At 68.0% G+C, this 21,566-nt stretch carries 25 protein-coding genes, 1 tRNA gene and 1 pseudogene; 12 read left to right on the top strand and 15 right to left on the bottom strand.

The window, feature by feature from the left end; genetic code table 11:
- Positions 1-19 precede the first annotated feature (19 nt).
- The 4 genes from ACSQ19_RS11940 to ACSQ19_RS11925 all read right to left on the bottom strand — a co-directional run bounded on the left by ACSQ19_RS11940 (position 20) and on the right by ACSQ19_RS11925 (position 3,322).
- Positions 20-95: transfer RNA gene (locus tag ACSQ19_RS11940), tRNA-Gln, on the bottom strand.
- On the bottom strand, positions 94-984 hold the full coding sequence (gene ispE, locus ACSQ19_RS11935; protein WP_435997217.1) for a 4-(cytidine 5'-diphospho)-2-C-methyl-D-erythritol kinase: 891 nt from the start codon (positions 982-984) through the stop codon (positions 94-96). Before ispE ends, ACSQ19_RS11940 begins: the two co-directional genes overlap by 2 nt.
- Complete coding sequence (gene lolB, locus ACSQ19_RS11930) at positions 981-1,640, bottom strand: lipoprotein insertase outer membrane protein LolB (RefSeq protein ID WP_435997215.1); 660 nt, start codon at positions 1,638-1,640, stop codon at positions 981-983. Before lolB ends, ispE begins: the two co-directional genes overlap by 4 nt.
- A complete protein-coding gene (locus tag ACSQ19_RS11925; protein WP_435997213.1) occupies positions 1,637-3,322 on the bottom strand; it encodes a hypothetical protein in 1,686 nt (561 codons plus the stop codon). The genes lolB and ACSQ19_RS11925 overlap by 4 nt, the downstream gene beginning before the upstream one ends.
- A 68-nt stretch (positions 3,323-3,390) precedes the next feature.
- Between ACSQ19_RS11925 and hemA the strand changes: the two genes are divergently transcribed.
- The 7 genes from hemA to ACSQ19_RS11890 are packed head-to-tail and all read left to right on the top strand — an operon-like array spanning position 3,391 to position 8,306.
- Positions 3,391-4,671, top strand: coding sequence for a glutamyl-tRNA reductase (gene hemA, locus ACSQ19_RS11920; RefSeq protein WP_435997211.1), 1,281 nt, complete (start codon positions 3,391-3,393; stop codon positions 4,669-4,671).
- Complete coding sequence (gene prfA / locus ACSQ19_RS11915) at positions 4,649-5,734, top strand: peptide chain release factor 1 (protein WP_435997209.1); 1,086 nt, start codon at positions 4,649-4,651, stop codon at positions 5,732-5,734. The genes hemA and prfA overlap by 23 nt, the downstream gene beginning before the upstream one ends.
- Positions 5,731-6,180, top strand: coding sequence for an N-acetyltransferase family protein (locus ACSQ19_RS11910; RefSeq protein WP_435997207.1), 450 nt, complete (start codon positions 5,731-5,733; stop codon positions 6,178-6,180). The genes prfA and ACSQ19_RS11910 overlap by 4 nt, the downstream gene beginning before the upstream one ends.
- 25 nt (positions 6,181-6,205) lie before the next feature.
- On the top strand, positions 6,206-6,724 hold the full coding sequence (gene moaB, locus ACSQ19_RS11905) for a molybdenum cofactor biosynthesis protein B (RefSeq protein WP_435997205.1): 519 nt from the start codon (positions 6,206-6,208) through the stop codon (positions 6,722-6,724).
- A gap of 16 nt (positions 6,725-6,740) precedes the next feature.
- Positions 6,741-7,076 (top strand): helix-turn-helix domain-containing protein, encoded by a 336-nt coding sequence (locus tag ACSQ19_RS11900; protein WP_296282006.1) that lies wholly within the window; start codon positions 6,741-6,743, stop codon positions 7,074-7,076.
- Between the two features lie 25 nt (positions 7,077-7,101).
- Entirely contained in the window at positions 7,102-7,881 is a 780-nt protein-coding gene (gene ppk2, locus ACSQ19_RS11895; RefSeq protein WP_435997203.1) for a polyphosphate kinase 2, read from the top strand.
- A gap of 17 nt (positions 7,882-7,898) precedes the next feature.
- Complete coding sequence (locus ACSQ19_RS11890) at positions 7,899-8,306, top strand: hypothetical protein (protein WP_436040785.1); 408 nt, start codon at positions 7,899-7,901, stop codon at positions 8,304-8,306.
- Positions 8,307-8,414: 108 nt separating this feature from the next.
- On the opposite strand, the gene ACSQ19_RS11885 is transcribed toward ACSQ19_RS11890, so the two are convergent.
- The 3 genes from ACSQ19_RS11885 to ACSQ19_RS11875 are packed head-to-tail and all read right to left on the bottom strand — an operon-like array spanning position 8,415 to position 10,527.
- On the bottom strand, positions 8,415-8,681 hold the full coding sequence (locus ACSQ19_RS11885; RefSeq protein ID WP_299340974.1) for an acylphosphatase: 267 nt from the start codon (positions 8,679-8,681) through the stop codon (positions 8,415-8,417).
- A complete protein-coding gene (locus ACSQ19_RS11880) occupies positions 8,681-9,253 on the bottom strand; it encodes a TlpA family protein disulfide reductase (RefSeq protein ID WP_435997198.1) in 573 nt (190 codons plus the stop codon). Before ACSQ19_RS11880 ends, ACSQ19_RS11885 begins: the two co-directional genes overlap by 1 nt.
- Positions 9,250-10,527 carry a YihY family inner membrane protein gene (locus ACSQ19_RS11875; protein ID WP_296282013.1) on the bottom strand — a complete coding sequence of 426 codons (1,278 nt, stop codon included), beginning with the start codon at positions 10,525-10,527 and terminating at the stop codon, positions 9,250-9,252. The genes ACSQ19_RS11880 and ACSQ19_RS11875 overlap by 4 nt, the downstream gene beginning before the upstream one ends.
- Positions 10,528-10,603: 76 nt before the next feature.
- On the opposite strand from ACSQ19_RS11875, the gene wrbA reads away from it, so the two are divergent.
- The 4 genes from wrbA to ACSQ19_RS11855 are packed head-to-tail and all read left to right on the top strand — an operon-like array spanning position 10,604 to position 12,742.
- On the top strand, positions 10,604-11,200 hold the full coding sequence (gene wrbA, locus ACSQ19_RS11870; protein WP_435997195.1) for an NAD(P)H:quinone oxidoreductase: 597 nt from the start codon (positions 10,604-10,606) through the stop codon (positions 11,198-11,200).
- Complete coding sequence (locus tag ACSQ19_RS11865) at positions 11,200-11,532, top strand: DUF2069 domain-containing protein (RefSeq protein WP_435997193.1); 333 nt, start codon at positions 11,200-11,202, stop codon at positions 11,530-11,532. The genes wrbA and ACSQ19_RS11865 overlap by 1 nt, the downstream gene beginning before the upstream one ends.
- On the top strand, positions 11,532-12,236 hold the full coding sequence (locus ACSQ19_RS11860; protein WP_435997191.1) for a hypothetical protein: 705 nt from the start codon (positions 11,532-11,534) through the stop codon (positions 12,234-12,236). The genes ACSQ19_RS11865 and ACSQ19_RS11860 overlap by 1 nt, the downstream gene beginning before the upstream one ends.
- A 20-nt stretch (positions 12,237-12,256) precedes the next feature.
- Positions 12,257-12,742: an asparaginase domain-containing protein gene (locus tag ACSQ19_RS11855; protein WP_296282020.1), complete on the top strand. Its 486-nt coding sequence runs from the start codon at positions 12,257-12,259 to the stop codon at positions 12,740-12,742.
- 113 nt (positions 12,743-12,855) lie between these two features.
- On the opposite strand, the gene ACSQ19_RS11850 is transcribed toward ACSQ19_RS11855, so the two are convergent.
- The 7 genes from ACSQ19_RS11850 to sufT all read right to left on the bottom strand — a co-directional run bounded on the left by ACSQ19_RS11850 (position 12,856) and on the right by sufT (position 19,648).
- Complete coding sequence (locus ACSQ19_RS11850) at positions 12,856-13,413, bottom strand: GNAT family N-acetyltransferase (protein WP_436000969.1); 558 nt, start codon at positions 13,411-13,413, stop codon at positions 12,856-12,858.
- 175 nt (positions 13,414-13,588) lie between these two features.
- Complete coding sequence (locus tag ACSQ19_RS11845; RefSeq protein WP_435997189.1) at positions 13,589-14,269, bottom strand: M23 family metallopeptidase; 681 nt, start codon at positions 14,267-14,269, stop codon at positions 13,589-13,591.
- 1 nt (position 14,270) lies between these two features.
- Positions 14,271-15,224, bottom strand: a complete 954-nt coding sequence (locus ACSQ19_RS11840) for a L,D-transpeptidase family protein (RefSeq protein ID WP_435997187.1) — start codon at positions 15,222-15,224, stop codon at positions 14,271-14,273.
- A 146-nt stretch (positions 15,225-15,370) separates the two neighbouring features.
- The gene (locus ACSQ19_RS11835; RefSeq protein WP_296282027.1) at positions 15,371-15,586 is read right to left on the bottom strand and encodes a DUF4287 domain-containing protein; all 216 of its coding nucleotides are present in this window, start codon (positions 15,584-15,586) and stop codon (positions 15,371-15,373) included.
- A gap of 184 nt (positions 15,587-15,770) precedes the next feature.
- Positions 15,771-17,564, bottom strand: coding sequence for a S8 family peptidase (locus tag ACSQ19_RS11830; protein ID WP_435997185.1), 1,794 nt, complete (start codon positions 17,562-17,564; stop codon positions 15,771-15,773).
- A gap of 383 nt (positions 17,565-17,947) precedes the next feature.
- A complete protein-coding gene (locus tag ACSQ19_RS11825; RefSeq protein WP_436000966.1) occupies positions 17,948-19,045 on the bottom strand; it encodes a branched-chain amino acid aminotransferase in 1,098 nt (365 codons plus the stop codon).
- A gap of 51 nt (positions 19,046-19,096) precedes the next feature.
- Positions 19,097-19,648 (bottom strand): putative Fe-S cluster assembly protein SufT, encoded by a 552-nt coding sequence (sufT, locus tag ACSQ19_RS11820; RefSeq protein WP_435997182.1) that lies wholly within the window; start codon positions 19,646-19,648, stop codon positions 19,097-19,099.
- Positions 19,649-19,758: 110 nt separating this feature from the next.
- Between sufT and ACSQ19_RS11815 the strand changes: the two genes are divergently transcribed.
- A complete protein-coding gene (locus ACSQ19_RS11815) occupies positions 19,759-20,172 on the top strand; it encodes a hypothetical protein (RefSeq protein WP_299340951.1) in 414 nt (137 codons plus the stop codon).
- Positions 20,173-20,187: 15 nt separating this feature from the next.
- Here ACSQ19_RS11815 and ACSQ19_RS11810 read toward each other — a convergent pair.
- Positions 20,188-21,561 (bottom strand): annotated as a pseudogene (locus tag ACSQ19_RS11810) (NAD(P)(+) transhydrogenase (Re/Si-specific) subunit beta); the annotation flags it as partial.
- Positions 21,562-21,566: the final 5 nt, after the last annotated feature.

Here is a 21,566-nt window from a genome sequence, read left to right as displayed (position 1 = left end):
CAGCGTGACACGGGTGAATTGGCAGGGGCGGAAGGATTCGAACCTACGAATGCCGGGATCAAAACCCGGTGCCTTAACCACTTGGCGACGCCCCTAGGCGTTTTTCTCCGTCCCGCGACACGATGCCAGCGCGCGCAGCAGTGGCGATCGCGCGGCGCCCTCCACCACCCAGGCATGCAGCCCGGACGGCAAGGTCGCCAGCGCGGCCTCGGCCGAGTCCCGATCGGCGAACTCCACGAAGCAGCCGCCGCCGGAACCCGTCAATCGTGGCGTACCGACGTGCGACAGGGCCTGGAAGACCGCCTCGATGGCAGGCTCCCGGCGACGCACGACCGGCTCGAACACGTTGCCGAGCAGTGATCCCGAAACGAAGTCGGATATTTTCGCGGGTGCAGCATCACGCGTCAAATGCGGCGATGCGAACAGGGCCGCCGTAGGCACATGGACGCCGGGATCCACCAGCAGGTACCAGGCGGGGGGAAGCGCCAACGGCGTCAGGACCTCGCCCACGCCTTCCGCCCAAGCATTCTCGCCGCGGACGAAGACGGGCACGTCGGCCCCCAGCCGAAGGCCCAGTGCCGCCAGGCGGTCCATGCCCAGATTGCACCCCCATAGTCGGTCCAGCGCCACCAGCACCGTCGCCGCGTCGGAAGATCCACCACCGAACCCACCCCCAGCGGGAATGCGCTTTTCCACTCCGATGTCTACACCTTGCGCGACATTGGCTTCATTTTTCAATAGGTTGGCCGCGCGGACAACGAGGTCATCCGCCTCCGGAACGCCGGGAACGGACTCACCGATCCGGCAAACCCGGCCATCTCCACGGCACCGCAGGTGGACCTGATCGCCCCACTCCAGCAGCCGGAAGACCGTCTGCAGGAGGTGGTAACCGTCCACACGCCGGCCGGTGATCTGCAGGGCCAGGTTGAGCTTGGCCGGCGCCGGCCAGACCGACCAGCCTTCCGCAGCCGGGAATGCGCTCACTGCGTCGCCAACTGCCACTGATCGATGGCGACCTTCACCGAGGCGCCCTGTCGCCGGGCCTCCATGCGACGCGGCATGATCGGGCGGGCACCCTCGGCCGGAAACCAGTCCAGGTAATCCACGCGCCACCCCTGCTGGGTCAGGGTGCGCAGGCGACCCTCGATGTCGTACTCCACGCCATCGATGGAAACGGCGGGATCGGCGACACCGCGGGCCCAGTGCACCATCGACGCGACCGGAATGTCCCAGCCCGTGGCGTCGCGCAACAGCCGGTCGGCATCGGCACCTTCGCGCGGCCCGCCCTCGAGTCCCTCCAGCCGTGCGGCGCGGGTCACCAGGTCGCCGTCCAGCCGCCAGCTCTGACGGGTCACCGGCGCGCTCAGCGCGACGAGATAGTCCGTGCCGGTCTGCTGCCAGTCGATGCGGCCGCTGCCCCCTTTGCCGTTGGCGTTGACGGCCACGCGTCCGGCAAACGACCAGTCCGCTTGCGAAGCCAGCCACGCAGCACGCGTCGCCTGTCCGGCCTGTGCGGCCGCCAGGGCCGCCGGGTCGCGCAGGACCGGTGAGTCCACCGTGGCGCTGCGCGTCGCACAGCCGGCCATCGACAGGGCCGCCAGCCCCGCCAGCCCCGCCAGCAGGAATCCTGAAACCTTCATGCGCCTGTCTTCTCCAGCGCCCGCAGCAGCGAGCGGTTGTCGGGGTCGAGCTTGCGGGCCTCGTCGAAGTAACGGCGCGCTTCCTCCTTCTGCCCCATCACCCACAGCACTTCAGCCACGTGCGCGGCGATTTCGGGGTCCTTCTGCAGCGTGAACGCGCGCCTCAGCTCGACCAGCGCCTCCGCGTTGCGGCCCAGCCGGTACAGCACCCAGCCGTAGCTGTCGATGATGGCGGCATCATCCGGCGCCGCGGTACGCGCCCGGCCGATCAGCTCCAGCGCCTCCTGGTAGCGCGTGGTGCGATCGGCGAGCGTGTATCCCAGCGCATTCAGCGCCGCCACGTTGTCCGGCTCGATCACAAGGATGCGGCGGAAGTCGGCCTCGGCATGGTCGATGCGGTCGCGCCGCTCCCAGGCCAGGCCCCGCGAATAGAGCAGGGCCAGATCGTCGGGGTACGCGGCCAGTCCGCGCGCGAACACGTCCAGTTCGCCGGCGTCCTGTTCGTCCTTCTGCCGCAACTCGGCTTCCATCAGGTAGGCGTCGCGACGCGTGCCGTCGTCGACCGTCGCATCTCCCTGGAGTGCACGCGCCTCGGCGAAGGCGTCGTCCTTGCGACCCAGGTCGAACAGGGCCTTGATGGCGCGCAAGCGGGCTTCGGCACGCTGGTCGCCGGCCGGGACACTGCGGTACCAGGTGAGCGCTTCCTCGCGCCGCTCCAGGAACTCGGCCATCTGGCCCAGCAACAGCCTGCGGTCCGGACTGTACGCGGTGGGCTGGCCTGCACTGACCTGCTTCAGCTCCTCGTAAAGCGCGTTGAGGGCGGTCTTGTCGTCGGCCTTGGCCAGCAGTTGCGCGCGCAGGCCGTAGGTCAGCGTGTCCTGCGGCCCCTGCCCCATGGCGCGGGAGGCGGCTGCCGGATCGCCGAGGCGGTCGTACTCTTCCGCGAGCTTGAGCCGGAGGGCGGCATCGGTGGCCGCCTTCGGCAGCAGCGTGTCGAGGACCGCGCGCGCCTCCTCCTTGCGGTCCGCCTGCAGCAGTTGGCTGGCCTGCAGCAACGCGACCAGCGGCTCGCCGGAGAAGCGCTTCACCACCTCGCCGACCATGCGCTCGGCCAGCGCGGCCTGGTCCAGCTGCTGGGCGAGCCCGGTGAAGGCCAGCCACGGCTGCAGCTTGTCGGGAATGGCGCCGTCGTCGACCAGCTCCCGCAACAGCCGCGGCGCCAGCGCCGGGTCCTTGCTGCCGCTGCCCAGGGCGGTCAGCGCGTAGCGCCAGCCCAGGTCATCGGTTTCCTTCATCAGCGCCGCCAGTTCGCGACGCGCAACGCGCGACTGGCCCTGGCGCATGGCGAGCGTGGCCTCCGCGCCACGCAGGGCAAGCGTCCTCGGCGAGCGTGCCCGCCATAACTTCAACGCGTCCGCTGCGCGGGCATCGTCCTTGGCCAGCAGGGCGATGCGCGTGGCGCGCTCGGCCAGGCCGGCGTCGTCGTCGCGCCGGGCGGCATCGAGGTACCAGCGCGCGGCCTCGGGCAATTGGCCGGCCTGCAGGGCGAATTCCCCCGCCATCACCGTGGCCAGCGCGTCGTCCTGCGGGGCGGCCGGCGATGTCGTCGTGGCTGCGGCGGCGGACGGTATCGCGGCCGCGAGGACCAGCAGGGCGAACCAGCTGCGAATCATTTCGGGCATGAAGGTCACGTCGGCCGTAAAATGGCGGCCCTGATATGAGCCAGCAGCTTACTGCAAGCGCCTGAACGATGACGTTGTGGGTCCTCGGATTGAACCACCAGACTGCGCCGGTCGACCTGCGCGAGCGGGTGGCGTTCGACGCCGGCACGGTGCCGCATGCGCTGTCGTCGCTGCGGGCGCTGCCCGACGTGGCGGAAGCCGCCCTGCTGTCGACCTGCAACCGCACCGAGCTGTACGCGGTGGCGGAAGACGGTGACGTGCTGGCGAGCTGGCTGGCGACCCACGCCGAGGGGCTCGAAGGCTATCTCTACCGTCACCGCGACGCCGATGCCGTCCGCCACCTGTTCCGGGTCGCCACCGGGCTGGACTCGATGGTGCTGGGCGAACCGCAGATCCTCGGCCAGGTGAAGGACGCCTGGGCTACGGCGCGCGAACACGGCGCGCTCGGCAACCGCCTGGACCGCCTGTTCCAGCAGACCTTCGCCGTCGCCAAGCGTGCGCGCACCGATACCCGCGTCGGCGCGAACCCCGTTTCCGTGGCCTCCACCGCCGTGCGCCTGGCGCAGAATTCCTTCGCCCGTCTCAGCGAATCCACCGTGCTGCTGGTCGGCGCCGGCGAAACCATCGAACTGGCCGCCAAGCACCTGAGCGAAGGCAAGGTGCGGCGCCTGCTGGTCGCCAACCGCACGCTGGCGCACGCGCAGGAACTGGCCACGCGCCACGGCGGCTACGCCCTGCCCCTGGCCGAACTGGAACGCCACCTGGCCGAGGCCGACGTGGTTTTCTCCGCCACCGCCGCGCGCGAGCCGGTCGTGCTGCAGGCACAGGTGGCCGCCGCACTGGCCAAGCGCAAGCACAAGCCGATGCTGCTGTTCGACCTGGCTGTGCCGCGGGATATCGAAGCATCCGTGGCCGAATTGCGCGACGCCTACCTCTATACCGTCGACGACCTCGAGCGCGCGGTCGAGGACAACCGCCGCAGCCGGCGCGAGGCCGCCGATGCCGCGGAAGCCATCATCGACGTACAGGTCGGCCGTTTCATGGAGAGCCTGCTGGCCGGCTCCCGCCAGGAGCCGCTCAAGCGGCTGCGCGCGCTGGGCGAGACCACGCGCGACGACGTGCTGGCGAAGGCGCGGCAGCAACTCGCCAACGGGCGGGAACCCGAGCAGGTACTGGAGTTCCTCGCCCACACACTGACCAACCGCCTGCTGCATCCGCCGACCGCCGCCCTGCGCGAGGCGGCGATGAGCGGCGATGCGGAACTGACGCGCGCCGCGGATCGCCTGTTCCCGGCGCAGCCGCCCTGCTCCCACGTGAAGAAAGACGATGACGCCGACGCTGCGCCGTAAGCTCGAAGCGCTGGCCGAACGCCGGGAAGAACTCGAACGCCTGCTCGCCGACCCCGGCGTGATCGGCGACAGCGACCGCTTCCGCAGTTTCTCGCGCGAGTTTTCCCAACTGGAACCTGTCGCCACCGCGATGGCGGAAGAGAAGCGTGCGCAGGCCGACCTCGCCGCTGCGCAGGCGATGCGCGACGACCCGGAACTGGCCGAACTGGCCGACGAGGAGATCGAAGCAGCCCGCCAGCGCCTTGCGCAGCTGGATGACGAACTGATGCTGTTGCTGTTGCCGAAAGACAACCGCGACGACGGCAACCTGTTCCTTGAAGTACGTGCCGGCACCGGCGGCGACGAAGCCGCGATCTTCGCCGGCGATCTGTTCCGCATGTACGCGCGTTACGCCGAGCGCCAGGGCTGGAAGGTGGAGATCGAATCCGACAGCCCGGGCGAGCACGGCGGCTACAAGGAAATCGTGGCGCGCGTCGTCGGCCGCGGCGCGTATTCCAAGCTCAAGTTCGAATCCGGCACCCACCGCGTGCAGCGCGTGCCCGAGACCGAATCGCAGGGCCGCATCCACACGTCGGCGGCGACGGTAGCGATCATCCCGGACGTGGACGAGGTGGACGACATCGTCATCAACCCCGCCGACCTGAAGGTGGACACCTTCCGCTCGTCCGGCGCCGGTGGGCAGCACGTCAACAAGACCGAGTCGGCGATCCGCATCACCCACGTGCCCAGTGGCGTGGTGGTGGAATGCCAGACCGAGCGCAGCCAGCACGCCAACCGCGACAAGGCGATGAAGCGGCTGAAAGCGCAGCTGCTGGATGCCGAGCGCAGCAAGCAACAGGCCGCGCAGGCGGAGACGCGCAAGCTGCAGGTCGGCAGCGGCGACCGCAGCCAGCGCATCCGCACCTACAACTTCCCGCAGGGCCGCATCACCGACCATCGCGTCGACGGCCTCACCCTGTACGACCTGCCCAACATCATCCAGGGCGACCTGGACGAACTGATCGACCGCCTCAGCCGCGAGCATCTGGCGGATGAACTGGCGCGTCTGACGGAAGCGGCATGACGCCGATCGTCCGACGCGCGACACTCGCCGACCTTGACACGGTCGCGTCGTTGTTCGACCAGTACCGCAAGTTCTACGGCAGAGAGTCCGATCCGGCGTTGGCGCGGGACTTCATCCAGGCACGCATGACGCGTGGCCAGTCGGCGATCCTGCTGGCGCACATCGACGACGACGCCGTCGGCTTTGCCCAGCTCTACCCCGCCTTCTCCTCCGTCAGCGCCGCGCACGTGTGGATCCTCAACGATCTGCTGGTGCTGCCGGACGCACGCCGGAGCGGCGTCGCCCGAGCATTGCTGTCGTCCGCCGTCGATTTCGCCCGCGCCGACGGCGCGTTGCGGCTGGAACTGGAAACCGACCACGACAACGCCGCCGCGCAGGCGCTGTATCGCGCGATGGGCTGGATGCCGTACGAAGGCACCTTGCGCTTCCGCCTGTCCCTCGACTGACCCGCGATTGCGCTACCCTGCGGCCATGAGCCATGCCGACACCCTGATCCCGCTGCACCTCTGCGTGCTGACCGTCTCCGACAGCCGCACGCTCGCCGAGGACCGCTCCGGCGACTACCTCGCCCACGCCCTTGCGCAGGAAGGCCACCGCCTGCACGAACGCGCACTGCTGCCGGACGACCGCTACCGCCTGCGCGCGCAGGTCTCGCAGTGGATCGCCGATCCCGCGGTGGACGGCATCCTGGTCACCGGCGGCACCGGCTTCACCGGCCGCGACTCCACGCCCGAAGCACTGCTGCCGCTGCTGGACAAGGAAATGCCCGGCTTCGGCGAGCTGTTCCGGCACGTCAGCGTCGAGGAAATCGGCACGTCGTCGTTGCAGTCGCGCGCGTTCGCCGGCCTGGCCAACCAGACCTTCATCTTCTGCCTGCCCGGTTCCACCTCGGCGTGTCGCACGGCGTGGGAGAAGATCATCCGTGCCCAACTGGATGCCCGCACGCGTCCCTGCAACCTGGCCACGCTGCGGCCCCGCCTGAAGGAATGAGCAAGGAGCACCCGACATGTCACTCGATGCCACCCTGCGCCTGCTGGCCAAAGCCAGCGGCCTGACCGCCGCCGACCTTGCCGCCGCCATCCCGCGCGCCGGCGTGGCAACCGTGAAATCCTGGCTCGCCGGCGAGAAGATGCCCGGCGGCGACCAGCTCGCCGCCCTGGCGCGCGCCTTCGGTGTCCCGGCCGGTGCGCTGCTCTCCGAACTGGCGACCACGCTGGACCCCGCGCGCACGCAGGGCGAACACGACCTACTGGCCGCCTACCGCGCGCTCAACACCCGCCAGCAGGGCGCACTGCTCGAAGTCGCGCGCAGCATGGCCGGACAACCGCGCCGCAAGCGCTGATTCCCCCACCGCACAGGATGCCGCGATGAAACCGCTCAAGCGCAAGGACTACGAAGCCCGCCTCAAGCCGCTGCAGCTTGAACTGGCCGCGATGGCGCGATGGGCCTCGCACTGCGGTGCGCGCATCGTGGTGGTGATGGAAGGCCGCGACACCGCCGGCAAGGGCGGCGCGATCGGCGCGATCACCGAACACCTCAATCCGCGCCAGTGCCGCGTGGTGGCGTTGCCCAAGCCGAGCGAACGCGAAGCGACGCAGTGGTACTTCCAGCGCTACATCTCGCACCTGCCCGCGGCGGGCGAGATCGTGCTGTTCGACCGCAGCTGGTACAACCGGGCCGGCGTCGAGAAGGTGATGGGCTACTGCACCGATGAGCAGTACGAGCGCTTCCTTCAGCAGGCGCCGGTGTTCGAGCGCGGCATCACCGACGACGGGATCCTGCTGTTCAAGTACTGGCTGTGCGTGGACCAGGCGCAGCAGGAAGAGCGCTTCGCCGAACGCGCGGAAGAACCGCTGAAGAGCTGGAAGCTGTCCCCCATCGACCTGAAGGCACGCGAGAAGTACGCCGACTACACCGCCGCGCGCGAAGCGATGCTCAAGGCCACCCACACGACGAATGCGCCGTGGACGCTGGTGGATTTCAACGACCAGCGCGCGGGCCGGCTGACCCTGCTGCGCGACCTGCTCGACCGCCTGCCCGACACCCGGGTACCGGTCGAACCCCTCGGCCTGCCTCCCTTGAAGGGCAAACTGCACAAGGAGCGCTACAGCGTGCTCAAGCCGATCAAGCCGCAGCGCGGCGACTGATCGTGCGCCGGACACTGATGGCCACACTGTGGCTGGTCGCCGCACCCGCGATGGCGCAGGATGCCGCGGCGGCGACCGACGATGACCAGGCCACGACCCTCGATACGCTGGTCGTCAGGCCCGAGCCGGAGGAAGTGGTGGACCTGTACCGCTTCGAGAATCCGGTCGATGTCGAGCCGACGGTGTTCGAGCGGCGCTGGAAAGAGCCGACCAGCCTGGAACAGTTGGGCAAGAACGGCGGCATCGTGCCGGTACTGGCCGGACTCGCGGCGAAAGGCATCCAGGCCGGCGCCCGCAGGATTCCCGGCTGGAAGGAGCCCATGCAAACCGTGATCGCGCGCCCACCGCCGCTGGACGAGCAACAGGCCGCGCGCGCGTTGCGCCTGCAAGACGCCAGCGAGCCGTCGCCTGGTGGTCCTGAATGAGTGAGCCTGCGACAGGATGGAATGCCGTCCTGGCGTAGCGTGCGCCATGCGCACGGGCGACGTGCGTGATCGTGCGCATGGCGCACGCTACAGCTGGTGCCTGCCCGGTCAGCTGGTGACGAAGTTTTCGTTCACCGCTCGCGTCCACGCCTCACGCACGACCGATTCGACGCGCGCGGCAGGTGGCCCCAGGCGAAGCCATGCCTCCAGCAAATCGAGTGCCGCCGCATCACCTGCGGCGACGACCTCGACGCGCCCATCCGGCAGGTTGGTCGCGCGCCCGCTCAGCCCCAGGTCCAGCGCGCGTTCGCGGGTGGATGCGCGGAAGAACACGCCCTGCACCTTGCCGCTGACGAGGAAACGCGCAGCCGTCATCAGGCCTTGGCCTTCGGTCCGCCCGCTGCGGCGATCGCCGCCTCGATCTCCTTGCCCGTCACCGGGCCGAGGAACTGCTTGGCCACCTTGCCGTCCGGCGCGATCAGGTAGGTAAGCGGCAGGCCGCGCGGCGTGGCGAAATCGGCCGGCGGGTTGTACACGTCGAGGATGGCGATCGGATACACGACCGGACGTTCCGCGAGGAAAGCCCTCAGGTCGTCGGCTTCGATCTCTTCGTACGCCAGCCCGATCACCTCGATGTGGGCGTTGTCCTTGTCCAGCGCCGACAGGTCCGGCATTTCCTTCAGGCAGGGCGCGCACCAGGTCGCCCAGAAATTCACCACCACCCACTTGCCGCGGTGCGCGGCCAGCGTGTAATCGGCGCCATCGAGTGTCTTCACCTGCAGGGTCGGGATCTCGACCGTGCGATCCGCCGGCTTTTCGGCAGCGGGGTCGACATCCTTCACATGCGCCTCGATCGCCGGTTCGGCCACCTCGGCGGGCGCCGATCCGGCATTGCACGCGGCCAGCAACAACACGGCCGCCAGCGACAGGGAAGAAACGGGCTTCATGCAGGCTCCTGGTGGGAATCGACGAACAGATCGCTGACGCGCTTTTTCAACAGCTCGCGCAAGGGCACGCGCAGGTCGTCCAGCGCCACGCGTGCGGCGCGCCCCAGCGCGTCGTCGTGGAACGGAAGATGTGCTTCGGCGACGGGAATGCGCAGCTGGCAGGCTTCGTACAGGTCGCACAGCGTCAGATCGTCCAGGTCGCGTGCGAGAAGCCATTCGCCTTCTTCGTCACGGCGCAGCAGGTCGATCTCGGCCAGCTGCGCCAGCATCTGCTGGATCAGCGAGTCGGTCAGCATCGGCTCCATCGCCAGGATCTGGTCGCTGTGCAGGCCCTTGCCCTTCTCGCGCGCCTGCGCGAAGCGGCCCAGCATGCGCAGCAGGCCATAGATCTCGTAGCCCAGCGGCAGGCGCAGCGCGACCGGCTGGTAGCGGAAGGCGGCCATGCCGGAGGCGAGCGACGCGCCCAGCAGCACGGCCACCCAGCACAGGAAGATCCACAGCAGCAGGATGGGAGCGGCCGCCACCGCGCCGTAGATCTTCTGGTACGCGTTGAAGCTGCCCAGGTAGACGCCCAGGCCCCACTTCGCCAGTTCCAGCAGCACGGTCGCCAGCAACGCGCCCGCCACCGCATAGCGCCACTTGATGGTCCGGTGCGGCACCACGCGGTAGATCACCACGATGGCCGCCAGCTCGATCAACACCGGCGCCACGCTCAGCGACAGCGCCTGCAGCCACTTGCCGCCGCTGGTGGCGAACACGGGCAGCGCATAGAAGCGTGCCGACAGCGCCAGTGAGGCCGCCGCCATCAGCGCGCCCAGCGTCAGCACCGTCCAGTAGACCAGGAAGCGCGACAGCTTCGGCCGCGCGCTGCGCACGCGCCAGATGCGGTTGAAGGTCGCCTCGATGCTGTTGAGCGTGATGAGCAGCGACACCACCAGCGCGATCACGCCGACCGCGGTCAGCTTGCCGGTGTTGGCCAGGAAGCCATCGAGCTTCGCCTTCAGGCTGACTGCCGCGCCGGGCAGGAAGTTGGCGAAGATGTAGTCGCGCAGCTGCGCGCTCCATTCCTGGAACACCGGGAACGCCGACAGTACGCCGAACACCACCATCGCCAGCGGCACCAGCGCGAACAGCGTGGTGTAGGCCAGAGAACCGGCGGCCTGGAACAACCGGTCGTCGAGGAAGCGCTTGGCCAGGAAGCGGAAGAAGGTGCCCATGCGCGCGCGGTCGCGCATGCGGTCAGTCCAGCGGTTCAACGAATCCAGGGGCTCCATGGGCGGAAGGGTAACCGATGCGTCATGGGCGCGACATCGCCGATACTAGGCGCTTCCACGCCACGAAGACGCCCCCATGCCCGAGATCCTGGTGCTCTACTACAGCCGCGGCGGATCCGTTGCGCGGCTGGCGCGGCAGATCGCGCGTGGCGTGGGCGAAGTGGACGGCATGTCCGCGCGCCTGCGCAGCGTGCCGCCGGTCGCCGCCGTGACCCAGCAGGCCGCGCCGCCCGTGCCCGAAGAAGGCGCGCCCTACGTGGACAGGCAGGACCTGGCCGAGTGCGCGGGCCTGATCCTCGGCAGCCCCACCCGCTTCGGCAACATGGCCGCGCCCGTCAAGCATTTCATCGATGGCCTGGGCGCGGAATGGGCCAGCGGCACGCTGGTCGGCAAGCCGGCGGCGGTATTCACCTCCACCGCCACCCAGCACGGCGGGCAGGAATCCACGCTGCTGTCGATGCAGGTGCCGCTGTTGCACCACGGCTGCGTGATCGTCGGCATTCCGTTCACTGAGCCGCAGCTCAGCACCACGCGCACGGGCGGCACACCCTATGGGGCCAGCCACGTGGCGGGCGGCGACGATGATCCGCAGCCCAGCGACGAAGAAGCCGCCCTCGCGCGCTCACTCGGTCGCCGCGTCGCCGATATCGCCCGTCGCCTGGAGACGCGCTGATGGACCGCTCACGCCTGCTGCTCGCCGCCCTGCTGCAACTGCTGGCCATCCTGTATGCGGTGTGGTTCTGGGGCGACCGGCAGTATACGCTGGCGCTGCTGGTGTTCGCGCTGCCGCCGATCCTGTTGATGATCGGGGTGATGGCGCGTCGGCGGACGGCGGCGTTCTGGGCCGGCGTGTTCGCGCTGTTCTGGTTTTCGCACGCGGTGATGGTGGCGTGGGCCGATCCAGTGAAGGCAGCGTTTGCCTGGGGCGGCATCGTGCTGTCCGTCGGCATCGTGCTGGCGACCAGTTGGCCGGCGTTCGCGAAGCGGTTCGGCAGGAAGGGCTGATGCGCTTCGTCGTGGCGCTGCTGTTCTGTCTGCTGGCGCCGTGCGCGTGGGCGCAGGACGCGGTGTGCGAACCGGCCGATGCCGTCCGCGCCGAGAACCGCGACGGCAGCGTGCTGACGGTGCAGACCGAATGCGTTTCCCCGGAAGTGCGCCGCTACGTCGCCACACTGGCCTGCGATGGCGGCCGCGTGTGCGATCGGCGGGAGGTGACGCAGGAGGTCGCCTACACCAGCATGGGCCACGCCAACCTGATCGACGTGGACGGCGACGGCATGCACGAGGTCGAGATCCGCGGCATGTGCGGCGCCGGCCCGAACTGCGAGGGCGAGGTGTACCGGATCGACCCGGCCACGCGCACGCTGCAGCACTTCTTCAGCGGCGGCTACTACGAGCTGCAGGTCATCGAAGGCTGGATGGTGGAAGCCGGGCGCAGCAGTTGCTGCAGCTGGGAATTCCATCTGTGGAAGCTGGATGCGCCGCATGCGCTGCCGCTGGAGTACGACACCATGGACCTGATGGTGCAGGTGGATGCCGGCGGGGACGAGGACGGGAACGTCACCGACGTGCGCTGCACCTTCACGCGGCAAAACGGCGATAATCGCGTGGTCGTCGCCCCACCGTCGCCCGCGCTGGAAGCGATCTGCGAGCACTACGGCGAGCCCTACGACCTGACTTCCCCGGACCCAACGCCAGGCGCGCCGTGAGCGCCGGCAGGAGCTTTGAGATGGATGAGCTGCTGATCGTCACCACCGGTGGCACGATCGACAAGATCTACTTCGACGACAAGTCCGATTACCAGATCGGTGATCCGCAGATCGGCATGATCCTGCGCGAGCTGGGGGTGACGTTCCGCTTCACGGTCATCCCGATCCTGCGCAAGGATTCGCTGCACATCACCGACGAGGACCGCGAACTGATCCGCGCGACCATCGCGGCGCAGCCGACGAAGCACGTGCTGGTGACGCACGGCACCGACAGCATGGTGCAGACGGGCCATGTACTCGCCTCGATCACCGACAAGACCATCGTCATGACCGGCGCCCTCAGCCCGGCCCGCTTTCGCGGCTCCGACGCGGAGTTCAACATCGGCTGCGCGATCGGCGCGGTGCAGTCGCTGCCGGCGGGGGTGTACATCGCGATGAACGGCCGGATCTGGGATCCGGCGAAGGTGCGGAAGAACGTGGCGGAGAATCGGTTCGAGGCGGTGTGAGGCTGACGAGCTGATTGATGCCGCAGTAATGACAAGGCCCGCTGATGCGGGCCTTGTCGTTTCCGGAAGAAGGCGATGTCCTCCCGACGTGTCCCTCTATCGGAGGGCCAGACCTACGGCGGCGAAATGACAAACGCGCTGAGGCTTGCCGACAGCGGGACGGCCTTCGCACCCATTGCCTCATAGAGCGCGATGGCACGGTGGTTGCTGGACCGCACGTTGTTGATTACAAGCTCGTGGCAGCCCTTGTCGCGCGCTTTCTGCCGCAGTTGCTCGATCACCGTACTTCCATAGCCGCGCGAGCGCTGCCTGGAATCGATCTCGATCTTCTCCAGCACAAAGCTCCCGCCGGGTTCGAACCAGCCATGCGCGCGCCCCACCCGCCGGCCGTCGAGCCATGGTTCGATGACATAGTGCCGCCGCTGTTCGCTCTCTTCGAAGCGCCAGTCTGTTTTCAGTTGGAGTTGGCTTGCTTTCAATGGTTGCTGACTTGTCTGCGATGGCCGAATGCCTTCCGCCGACCAGGGCAAAAGGAAAACAGGGATCCGGAAACGGCGGCCAGAGTACCTGTCCCGGTTGATCCGCGCGAGCGCCGTGGGCCCAAGAGCATGTGCGGGTGACGCGCGGCGCCGCCCGCAGGTGCAGCCGCGCCCTCGGCTGGCGTCGATCACCGGCAAGCCCCCGTCGTGATGTCCTAAGACCTAAAGCAGGACCTATTCGCGGTGGGTTGGGGCTCGCACCCGCCTCGGGTTCGAACCGCGGACATGCTGCCCTCCGCATCCCCCACGGTCCCCGCCAACCTTGGTGGGAGCGCGGCGCGGCGGGAAGGTGCGGCCACGCCGCTGATCAAAGAGCTTGCTGCGCGGTCAGGATCGGATACGGATTGACCGGGCTGCCCTTCCACCACTGCTTCTCGGGGCCAAGCAGGAAGATGGCGAAGTGCAGGTGGGGGGCATCGGGGCTCGCGTTGCCCGTGGCGCCTACGTAGCCGATCACCTGCCCGCGGCGGATCTGCTGCTTTTCCGCCAATCCATCCGCATACCGGTCAAGGTGTGCGTAGTAGTAGGCGTAGCGGCCGGTCGGCTCGAACTGGTAGATCGTCAAGCCGCCGCGCTCGCTGGTGAAGAGTTTTTCCACATGGCCATCGGCCACGGCAAGGACCGGGGTGCCCTTGGCGGCCATGATGTCGATGGCATCGTGGGAGCGCCCTTCGCTGCGTGCGTCGGTGAAGGTATCGGTGAGGTCCGCCGCGCGTATGCCCTGGACCGGGAGCAGCAGCGCGGATGGCGCGGGCATGTCGCTGCTGACGCCAGGCACGGGGGCCACTGATGCAGGCGCGACGGTGCCTGCGACAGAAACTGCAGGCGTATTGGCCGCACCCGGTGTCGCAGTCGCAGCGGACGTTGACACCCCGGCGGATGCAACCGGCTGCGACGGGTCGGATGCCGGCGTAGGCACGATGTCCATGCCGCTCCAGACGACCACGCCCAGCGCCACCACCAGCAGCAGGCCCAGCACGTACTTCATGCTAGTCCTGCATCACGACGGCGGTGGAGGGCGAGACGGCGGCGGCGACGCGCTCGACGTCCCAGTTCGTCAGCCGCACGCAGCCATGGGATTGCGCCTTCCCCACCGTGGCCGGCTCGGGCGTGCCGTGCAGTCCGTAGTGAGGCTTGGAAAGATCGATCCATCGCGTGCCCACCGGGTTGTTCGGGCCGGCAGGCAGTGTCGCCTTGGCATGGGAGGGATCCGCGTCCCAGAACAGGGCTGGGTTGTAGTGGAAGGTGGGATTGACGGCGGTGCCGAGGATCTTCCACTCCCCCAGTGGCAACGGGTCCTTGTCGCTGCCGGAGGACACAGGAAACTGCGCGACGACCTTGCCTGCGGCGTCCGCCAACGCAAGCGTGGACTCGGACTTGTCGATCACCACGCGGGCGGCCTTGGGCGGCGCGGCGACATCGGCCACGTTCGGCACCTGTATCCGGGCACCCGCCCGCGCGAAGTCCACGCCGGGATTCAGTTGTTCGAGCAGAGCCGGCGCAACGTGGAAGCGCTCGCCCAGGGCTTCGCGCACCGACGCGAAGCCCAGCGATGGCAGCTTTGCCTGCGCCATCATGTCGTCGGGAATGCGGATGTAGCGCTGGCCGACGTCTTCGGCCGTCAACGTGTACGCGGTGACCACCGCCGCCGCGTTTGCGTTCAGGGCGTTCCACGTGGCCTGGTCGAGCTCGCCGGTGACGTCCAGCCCCCTGGCGGCCTGGAAGCCCCGCAGCGCGCGCCGCTGGTTGGAGCCGGACAGGCCATCGATTTCCCCGGGTGAAAAGTGCGCGCGGTCCAGCAGCACCTGGGCGCGCAGCAGCGCAGCCGCGCCGCTCCGCGTGGCGGGATCGTTCGCCTGCGCCGCCAGGGACACAGGGGGTTCCGCCCGGGAGGGGGCCGAGAGGGCGGCGAGCAGGACGACAGCAAGGAATCGCACGGACATGGGCAAAGGACTCGGGTTGCAGTGTCCGCATCTTCGAAAGGCCTGCGTCATCGCGGCGTCAATCTGCGCGGCCGCCCGATGCCTGCAGGCGCCGTCGCAGGGTGCCCGAGGCCGTACTCGGCCTCCCTGCTTTCCCTGGAAGGCGTCTAGCCTCCGCGTTCCGCCCTGAAATACGCCACCAGCGCATTCGCATGGCCATGGCCCAACGCGTGCTCCGTTTTCAACAGGGCCACCTGCTCGCCGTGTTTCCGGTCGCTGACCGCGCCCAGGATCGTGAACCAGTGTTCCACCGGCTTACCGTACTGCTTCTCTATCGAAGGAAAGTAGGAAGCCGGACCTTTTGTCTTCGCGTTCGTCGTCATGCATCGCTCCTGGCGGTCATGCAAGCTGTGTGCGCCACCTTGGCGTCACGACCTGCGCTTGCCTGTTCGACGAAGGAGGGGGTGCGGGATCGACATGCGGTCCCGCCCGTAGCACAGACAAAGAACCCCGGCCAAGGCCGGGGTTCCTCATGCACATCCTGGCGACTCCCTCAGCGGGCGATCCTCAGAACGTGATGCTCCAGCTGTTGATGTAGCCGGTATCCGCGCCTGCACGGTCGCGGGCGCGCAGGCGCCAGCTGCCGTTGAGGGCTTCGCTCGACAGGTTCACCGTGTAGGTCTGGTTGATGTTGTCGGCACTGCCGCCCGTGCGGTTGTGCAGCACGTACACCGAACCATCCGGCGCCAGCAGGTCGACGATCAGGTCACCGATGTAGGTGTGCACGATGCTGACCGCCACCTGCGCATTGCTCGGCGCGTTGCCCGTGCGGCCCGACACGGCGATCGTGCTGGTCACGCCCGTCGTGTTGTTGTCGGGAATGCTGACGTCGGTGCCGTTGGTGTAGGTCTGCGTACCGCCACCCGGCGGCATGGTGCCGCCCTGCGCCGCCACGACGGCTGCGTCCGCATTGGCGATGCCCGCACCGCAGCCACCCGAGCACGTGCCCGGCAACGGACGCGCGGTATTCTTCAGGATCGTCTCCACCTGTGCCGGGGTCAGCGGCGACGGTGCGGCAGCCTGCATCAGCGCGACCACGCCCGCCACGTGCGGAGCCGCCATCGACGTGCCGTTGTACGACGCGTAGCTCGCGCTGCCCGCCGTGGTGGTGCCGGAGTTGAGCGTGGACAGGATGCTCTGGCCCGGCGCGGAGATGTCGATGCCGGTGCCGTAGTTGGAGAAGCTGGCGCGCGAGCCGCTCGACGTGGTCGCCGCCACGGCCACGACGTTCGGGCAGTTCGCCGGCACCGCGCTGGACACGTTGGTGTTGCTGTTGCCCGCGGCCACCACCACGGTGGTCCCGCGACCGACCGCACCGTTGATCGCGTTCTGGTAGGTCGCGGAACAGGTACCGCCGCCGCCCAGCGACATGTTGATGACTTCCGCCGGATTGGCATTGGCGGGCACGCCGCTGACGGTGCCACCCGAGGCCCAGGTGATCGCGTCGGCGATATCCGAGGTCAGGCCACCGCAGCGACCCAGCACACGCACCGGCACCACCTTGGCGCCGAACGCGGTACCGGCCACGCCGGTGCTGTTGTTGGTCACGGCGGCGACGGTGCCGGCTACGTGCGTGCCATGCCAGCTGGAGTTGCTGACCGGCGAACCGCTGTAGCACTCGCCCGCGACCGGGTTCCAGTCGCCTTCGTCGTTCGGGTTCGAATCGCGTCCGTTGCCGTCGCGCGAGACGAAGGTGTCGCTGATGAAATCGTAGCCGGGCAGGATGTTGGCGTTGAGGTCGGCATGGTTGGTGATGCCGGTATCGATGACGGCCACCACCACGCCCGCGCCCGTGGACTTGTCCCAGGCCGAGCGCACATTGATGCCGGACGTGGTGGTGCCGAAGCCCCACTGCTCGGACAGGCGCGGGTCGTTGGGCGTCAGCACCGGATACATGCGCTGGTCGACTTCCACGTACTCCACGTTCGGATCGGCGGCCAGCTGGCGCATCAGCGACTCGGCTTCGATGCGGTCCAGCTTGCGATCGGCGCGCACCACGTCGGCACCGCCCGCGGCGAGCCGGCGCAGCTTCTGCAGGCCCAGCGCGCGACCGCCGCGCTTGGCGACGCCGGTGCTGGCGGCGCTGGTCAGCGAGCGCTGCAGCTGCGTCGCGTTGGTGCTTTCCGTACTGCCGTCGCGATACTTCACGATGAAGCGGTCGTAGCCGCCCGGTTCTTCCACCTGCAGGCCACTCATGTCGACACGGCCGGCCATTGCCGGCAACGCATACAGCGATGCGAGCACGGCGGACGACAGGCACAGCAGGCGCACACGCGAACCACGCTTTGCAAATCCAGACATCAGACTCTCCCTCAAGGATGAAATGAAAAGCCGCCAATGCGGCAATCGCCCGGTCGAGGGCGCGGGACTGCAACGGGAGGGGGTGGACGGGCTGTTGCGTTCGACCGGGTACACGCCGCGCAATGCACGACGCAACGACGACGCTAACGGAGAGCACTTCGCTGAATCAGCGATGAAAGACACAGTTCGCCATATATGTTTCAAACGTAATCGCCGGGATACACGCATGAAGCGCAGGTCACCGGTAGACATCCGCAGGTAGGTTCATTTACTTCCTGCACACCATCGCACATGTGAATTTTTTATTCGGTGAACCACGCGTTGATTACGCAATAAAAAAGCCCGCTTCGCAGCGGGCTTTTCTTTCGACGATGCTTTCGACCTCAATCGCGCAACTTCACCAGCCAACCGTGGCGGTCGGGGATGCGGCCGTACTGAATGTCGGTGAGTTCCTTGCGGATACCCATCGTCACTTCGCCGGCCAGTGCGTTGAGGTCGCCCACGGCGAAGTCCTTGCCCTTGAGCTGGCCGATCGGCGTGATCACCGCGGCGGTGCCGCAGGCGAACACTTCGACGATGTCGCCGGAGGTCACGCCCTGCTTCCACTCATCGATGGAGACCTTGCGCTCTTCGACGGCGTGGCCGCGATCGCGGGCGATGTGGATGATGCTGTCGCGGGTGATGCCTTCAAGGATGCTGCCGGAGAGTTCCGGGGTGACGATGTGGCCGTCCTTGTAAACGAGGAACACGTTCATGCCGCCCAGTTCTTCCAGGTACTTGCCTTCCACCGGATCGAGGAACAGCACCTGCGAGCAGCCCTGCGCCTGCGCTTCCTGCTGCGGGAGCAGCGAGGCGGCGTAGTTGCCGCCGCACTTGGCGGCACCGGTGCCGCCCTTGGCGGCGCGGGCATAGTCTTCCGACAGCCAGATCGACACCGGCGCCACACCCTTGGCAAAGTACGCGCCGGCGGGGCTGGCGATGACGTAGTAGCCGGCCTGGTGCGCGGCACGCACGCCGAGGAAGGCTTCGGTGGCGATCATGAAGGGACGGAAGTACAGGCTGGTCTCCGGCGCCGACGGCACCCAGTCGCCATCGATGGCGACCAGCTGGCGCAGCGATTCGACGAACTCGTTGACCGGCAGCTGCGGCAGCGCCAGGCGCGCGGCCGAACGCTGCAGGCGCTTGCCGTTGGCGTCGGGACGGAAGGTCCAGATGGAACCGTCGGCATGGCGGTAGGCCTTGATGCCTTCGAAGATCTCCTGGCCGTAGTGCAGCACCGAGGCGGCCGGGTCGAGCGACAGCGGACCGTAGGCGCGGACTTCCGCGCTGTGCCAGCCCTGCGCCTTGTCCCAGGTGATGGCGACCATGTGGTCGGTGAAGTGCAGGCCGAACCCGGGGCTGGCGAGGATGGCGTCGCGCTCGGCCGGGGTGCGGGCCTTGTCGGAGCGGTTCACGCGGTAGGTCAACGGGGCGGCGTTCATCACGTTCATCTCTTTCTTCCTGACGGGTTCTGCATCGGGCGAGCCGCGGGCTCAGAGCATGCCGGTTTCCAGCTTGGCGGCGTCGGACATCATGTGGCGGCCCCACGGCGGATCGAATACCAGTTCGACATCGGCCTCGGCCACGGTGGGGATCATCTCCAGCTTGCTGCGCACGTCGTCGACCAGGATCTCGCCCATGCCGCAGCCCGGCGCGGTCAGCGTCATCTTCACGTCGATGCCGCGCTGGCCGTCGTCGCGGGTGGTGAGGTTGGCTTCGTAGACCAGGCCGAGGTCGACGATGTTGAACGGGATCTCGGGATCGAAGCAGGTGCGCAGCTGGTTCCACACCATCGCCTCGACTTCCTCGTCGCTGGCGTTGTCGGGCAACGAGAGCGGTTCGGACGGTTCCTTGCCGATCGCATCCGCATCCCTGCCGGCGATGCGCATCAGGTTGCCTTCGACGAACACGGTGTAACTACCGCCGAGCGCCTGGGTGATGTAGCCGTAGCTGCCGGCCGGCAGGGTGACGAGTTCGCCCTGCGGCACCAGAACGGCGGCGCAATCGCGGGAGAATTGGACGGGTTCGCTGCTGCGGGAATACATGCAAAACCAGATGGGGACGCGCGTGGGGCGCTGCAAGGCGGCCTATTGTAGCCTTCGCGCCCCGGCGACCGCGTTCAGGCCGTATCCTTGGCGGCCCTGCCGGAGTCTCCATGTCCCCCGCCCTGCGTCGCGCCGCCCCATGGCTTGTTCCCCTGATGCTCGTGCTGGCCGGCGGCAGCGTGCTGGTGATCTGGGTGGCGCTGGCGCTCTACCTCCAGCGGCAGGCGGGCTGGATGGCGCTTGCCGTCGCGCTCGACATCGTGCTGGTGCTGCGCCTGTGCGGCATGCCCGCCGGCGCGCGCCGTGCCGTGTTGGGCGGCGTGGCCACCGTCGCGATCTCCCTGCTGGCGCTGTGGACCATCGCCGCCACCCAGATGGGGTTTGCCTTCGGGCTCAATCCGTGGGATTCGGTGCTGAAGCTGGGCGCGCACCATGCCTGGACACTGGTGTCGCTGACCACCTCCCCGCTGGACGCCGCGGCGCTGGTGGCGGCGCCGCTGCTTGCGGCCTGGTGGACGCGCTGACGCGGAGCGGCGGGCTCAGTGCCCGCCGTCCAGCGCCTTCAGTTCGCTGACCAGCGCATTGGCCATCTCGCTGCCGTCGCCGTACAGCATGCGGGTGTTGTCGGCGTAGAACAGCGCGTTCTCGATGCCGGCGAAACCGGTGCCCTTGCCGCGCTTGATGACGATGGTGTTCTTCGAGTTCACCACGTCGAGGATGGGCATGCCGTAGATCGGGCTGGCCGGGTCGGTCTTCGCCACCGGATTCACCACGTCATTCGCGCCAATCACCAGCGAGACGTCGGTGTTGGCGAACTCGGGGTTGATGTCGTCCATGTCGGCGATCAGGTCGTAGGGCACGCCGGCTTCGGCGAGCAGTACATTCATGTGGCCGGGCATGCGGCCGGCGACCGGGTGGATGGCGAACTTCACCTTCACCCCGCGATCCATCAGCTTCTGCGACAGCTCCCAGATCTTGTGCTGCGCCTGCGCCACGGCCAGGCCGTAGCCGGGCACGATCACCACGCGTTCGGCGTAGGCCATCATCGCGGCGACGTCGGCGGCCTCGATGGGCTTCATCGATCCGCCGATTTCCTGCATAGCCGCACTGCCGCCACCGAAGTTGGAGAACAGCACGTTGGTGATCTTGCGGTTCATCGCCTTGGCCATCAGCCGCGTCAGCAGCATGCCGGCCGCGCCGACCATGGTGCCGGCGATGATGAGCGCTTCGTTGCCTAGCACGTAGCCTTCGAAGGCGACCGCCAGGCCGGTGAAGGCGTTGTAGAGCGAGATCACCACCGGCATGTCGGCGCCGCCGATGGGCAGCGTCATCAATACGCCGAGCGCCAGCGACAGCACGAAGAACGCGATGATCCACGGCATCGCCAGGGTGGTCAGCGCCATCACGCCGCTGGCGATGGCGGCCAGCGCCACCAGCGCGTTGAACCACTGCTGCCCCGGGAAGGTGTAGCGCTTGTCCATGCGTCCGTCGAGCTTGGCCCAGGCGATCACCGAGCCGGTCAGCGAGACCGCGCCGATCAGCGCGCCGATGACCGCCAACGACAGCGTGAACGTCGACGGCGCCGGCTCGCCGGCGGAGTAGCGCACCAGTTCCACCGCACCGATCGCCGCGGCCGAACCGCCGCCCATGCCGTTGAACAGCGCGACCATCTGCGGCATGTCGGTGATGGCGACCTTCTTGCCCCAGACCCAGTTCAGGCCGACGCCGATCACGATGGCCGCGATCATCAGGCCGATGTTGTGCAGCCCCGGCAGGAAGAACGTGGCGATCGTGGCGATCAGCATGCCCACGCCGGCCCACTGGATGCCGCTGCGCGCGGTCTTGGGACTGGCCATGCGCTGCAGGCCCAGCAGGAACAGCGTGGCGGCCACGAAGTAACTCAGTTTCACCAGCGTCA

Source organism: Pseudoxanthomonas sp. LjRoot127 (assembly GCF_964253495.1).
Taxonomy (GTDB): domain Bacteria; phylum Pseudomonadota; class Gammaproteobacteria; order Xanthomonadales; family Xanthomonadaceae; genus Pseudoxanthomonas_A.
The sequence above is the reverse complement of the archived record's forward strand: the minus strand, read 5'-3'. Positions and strand labels throughout refer to the sequence as shown.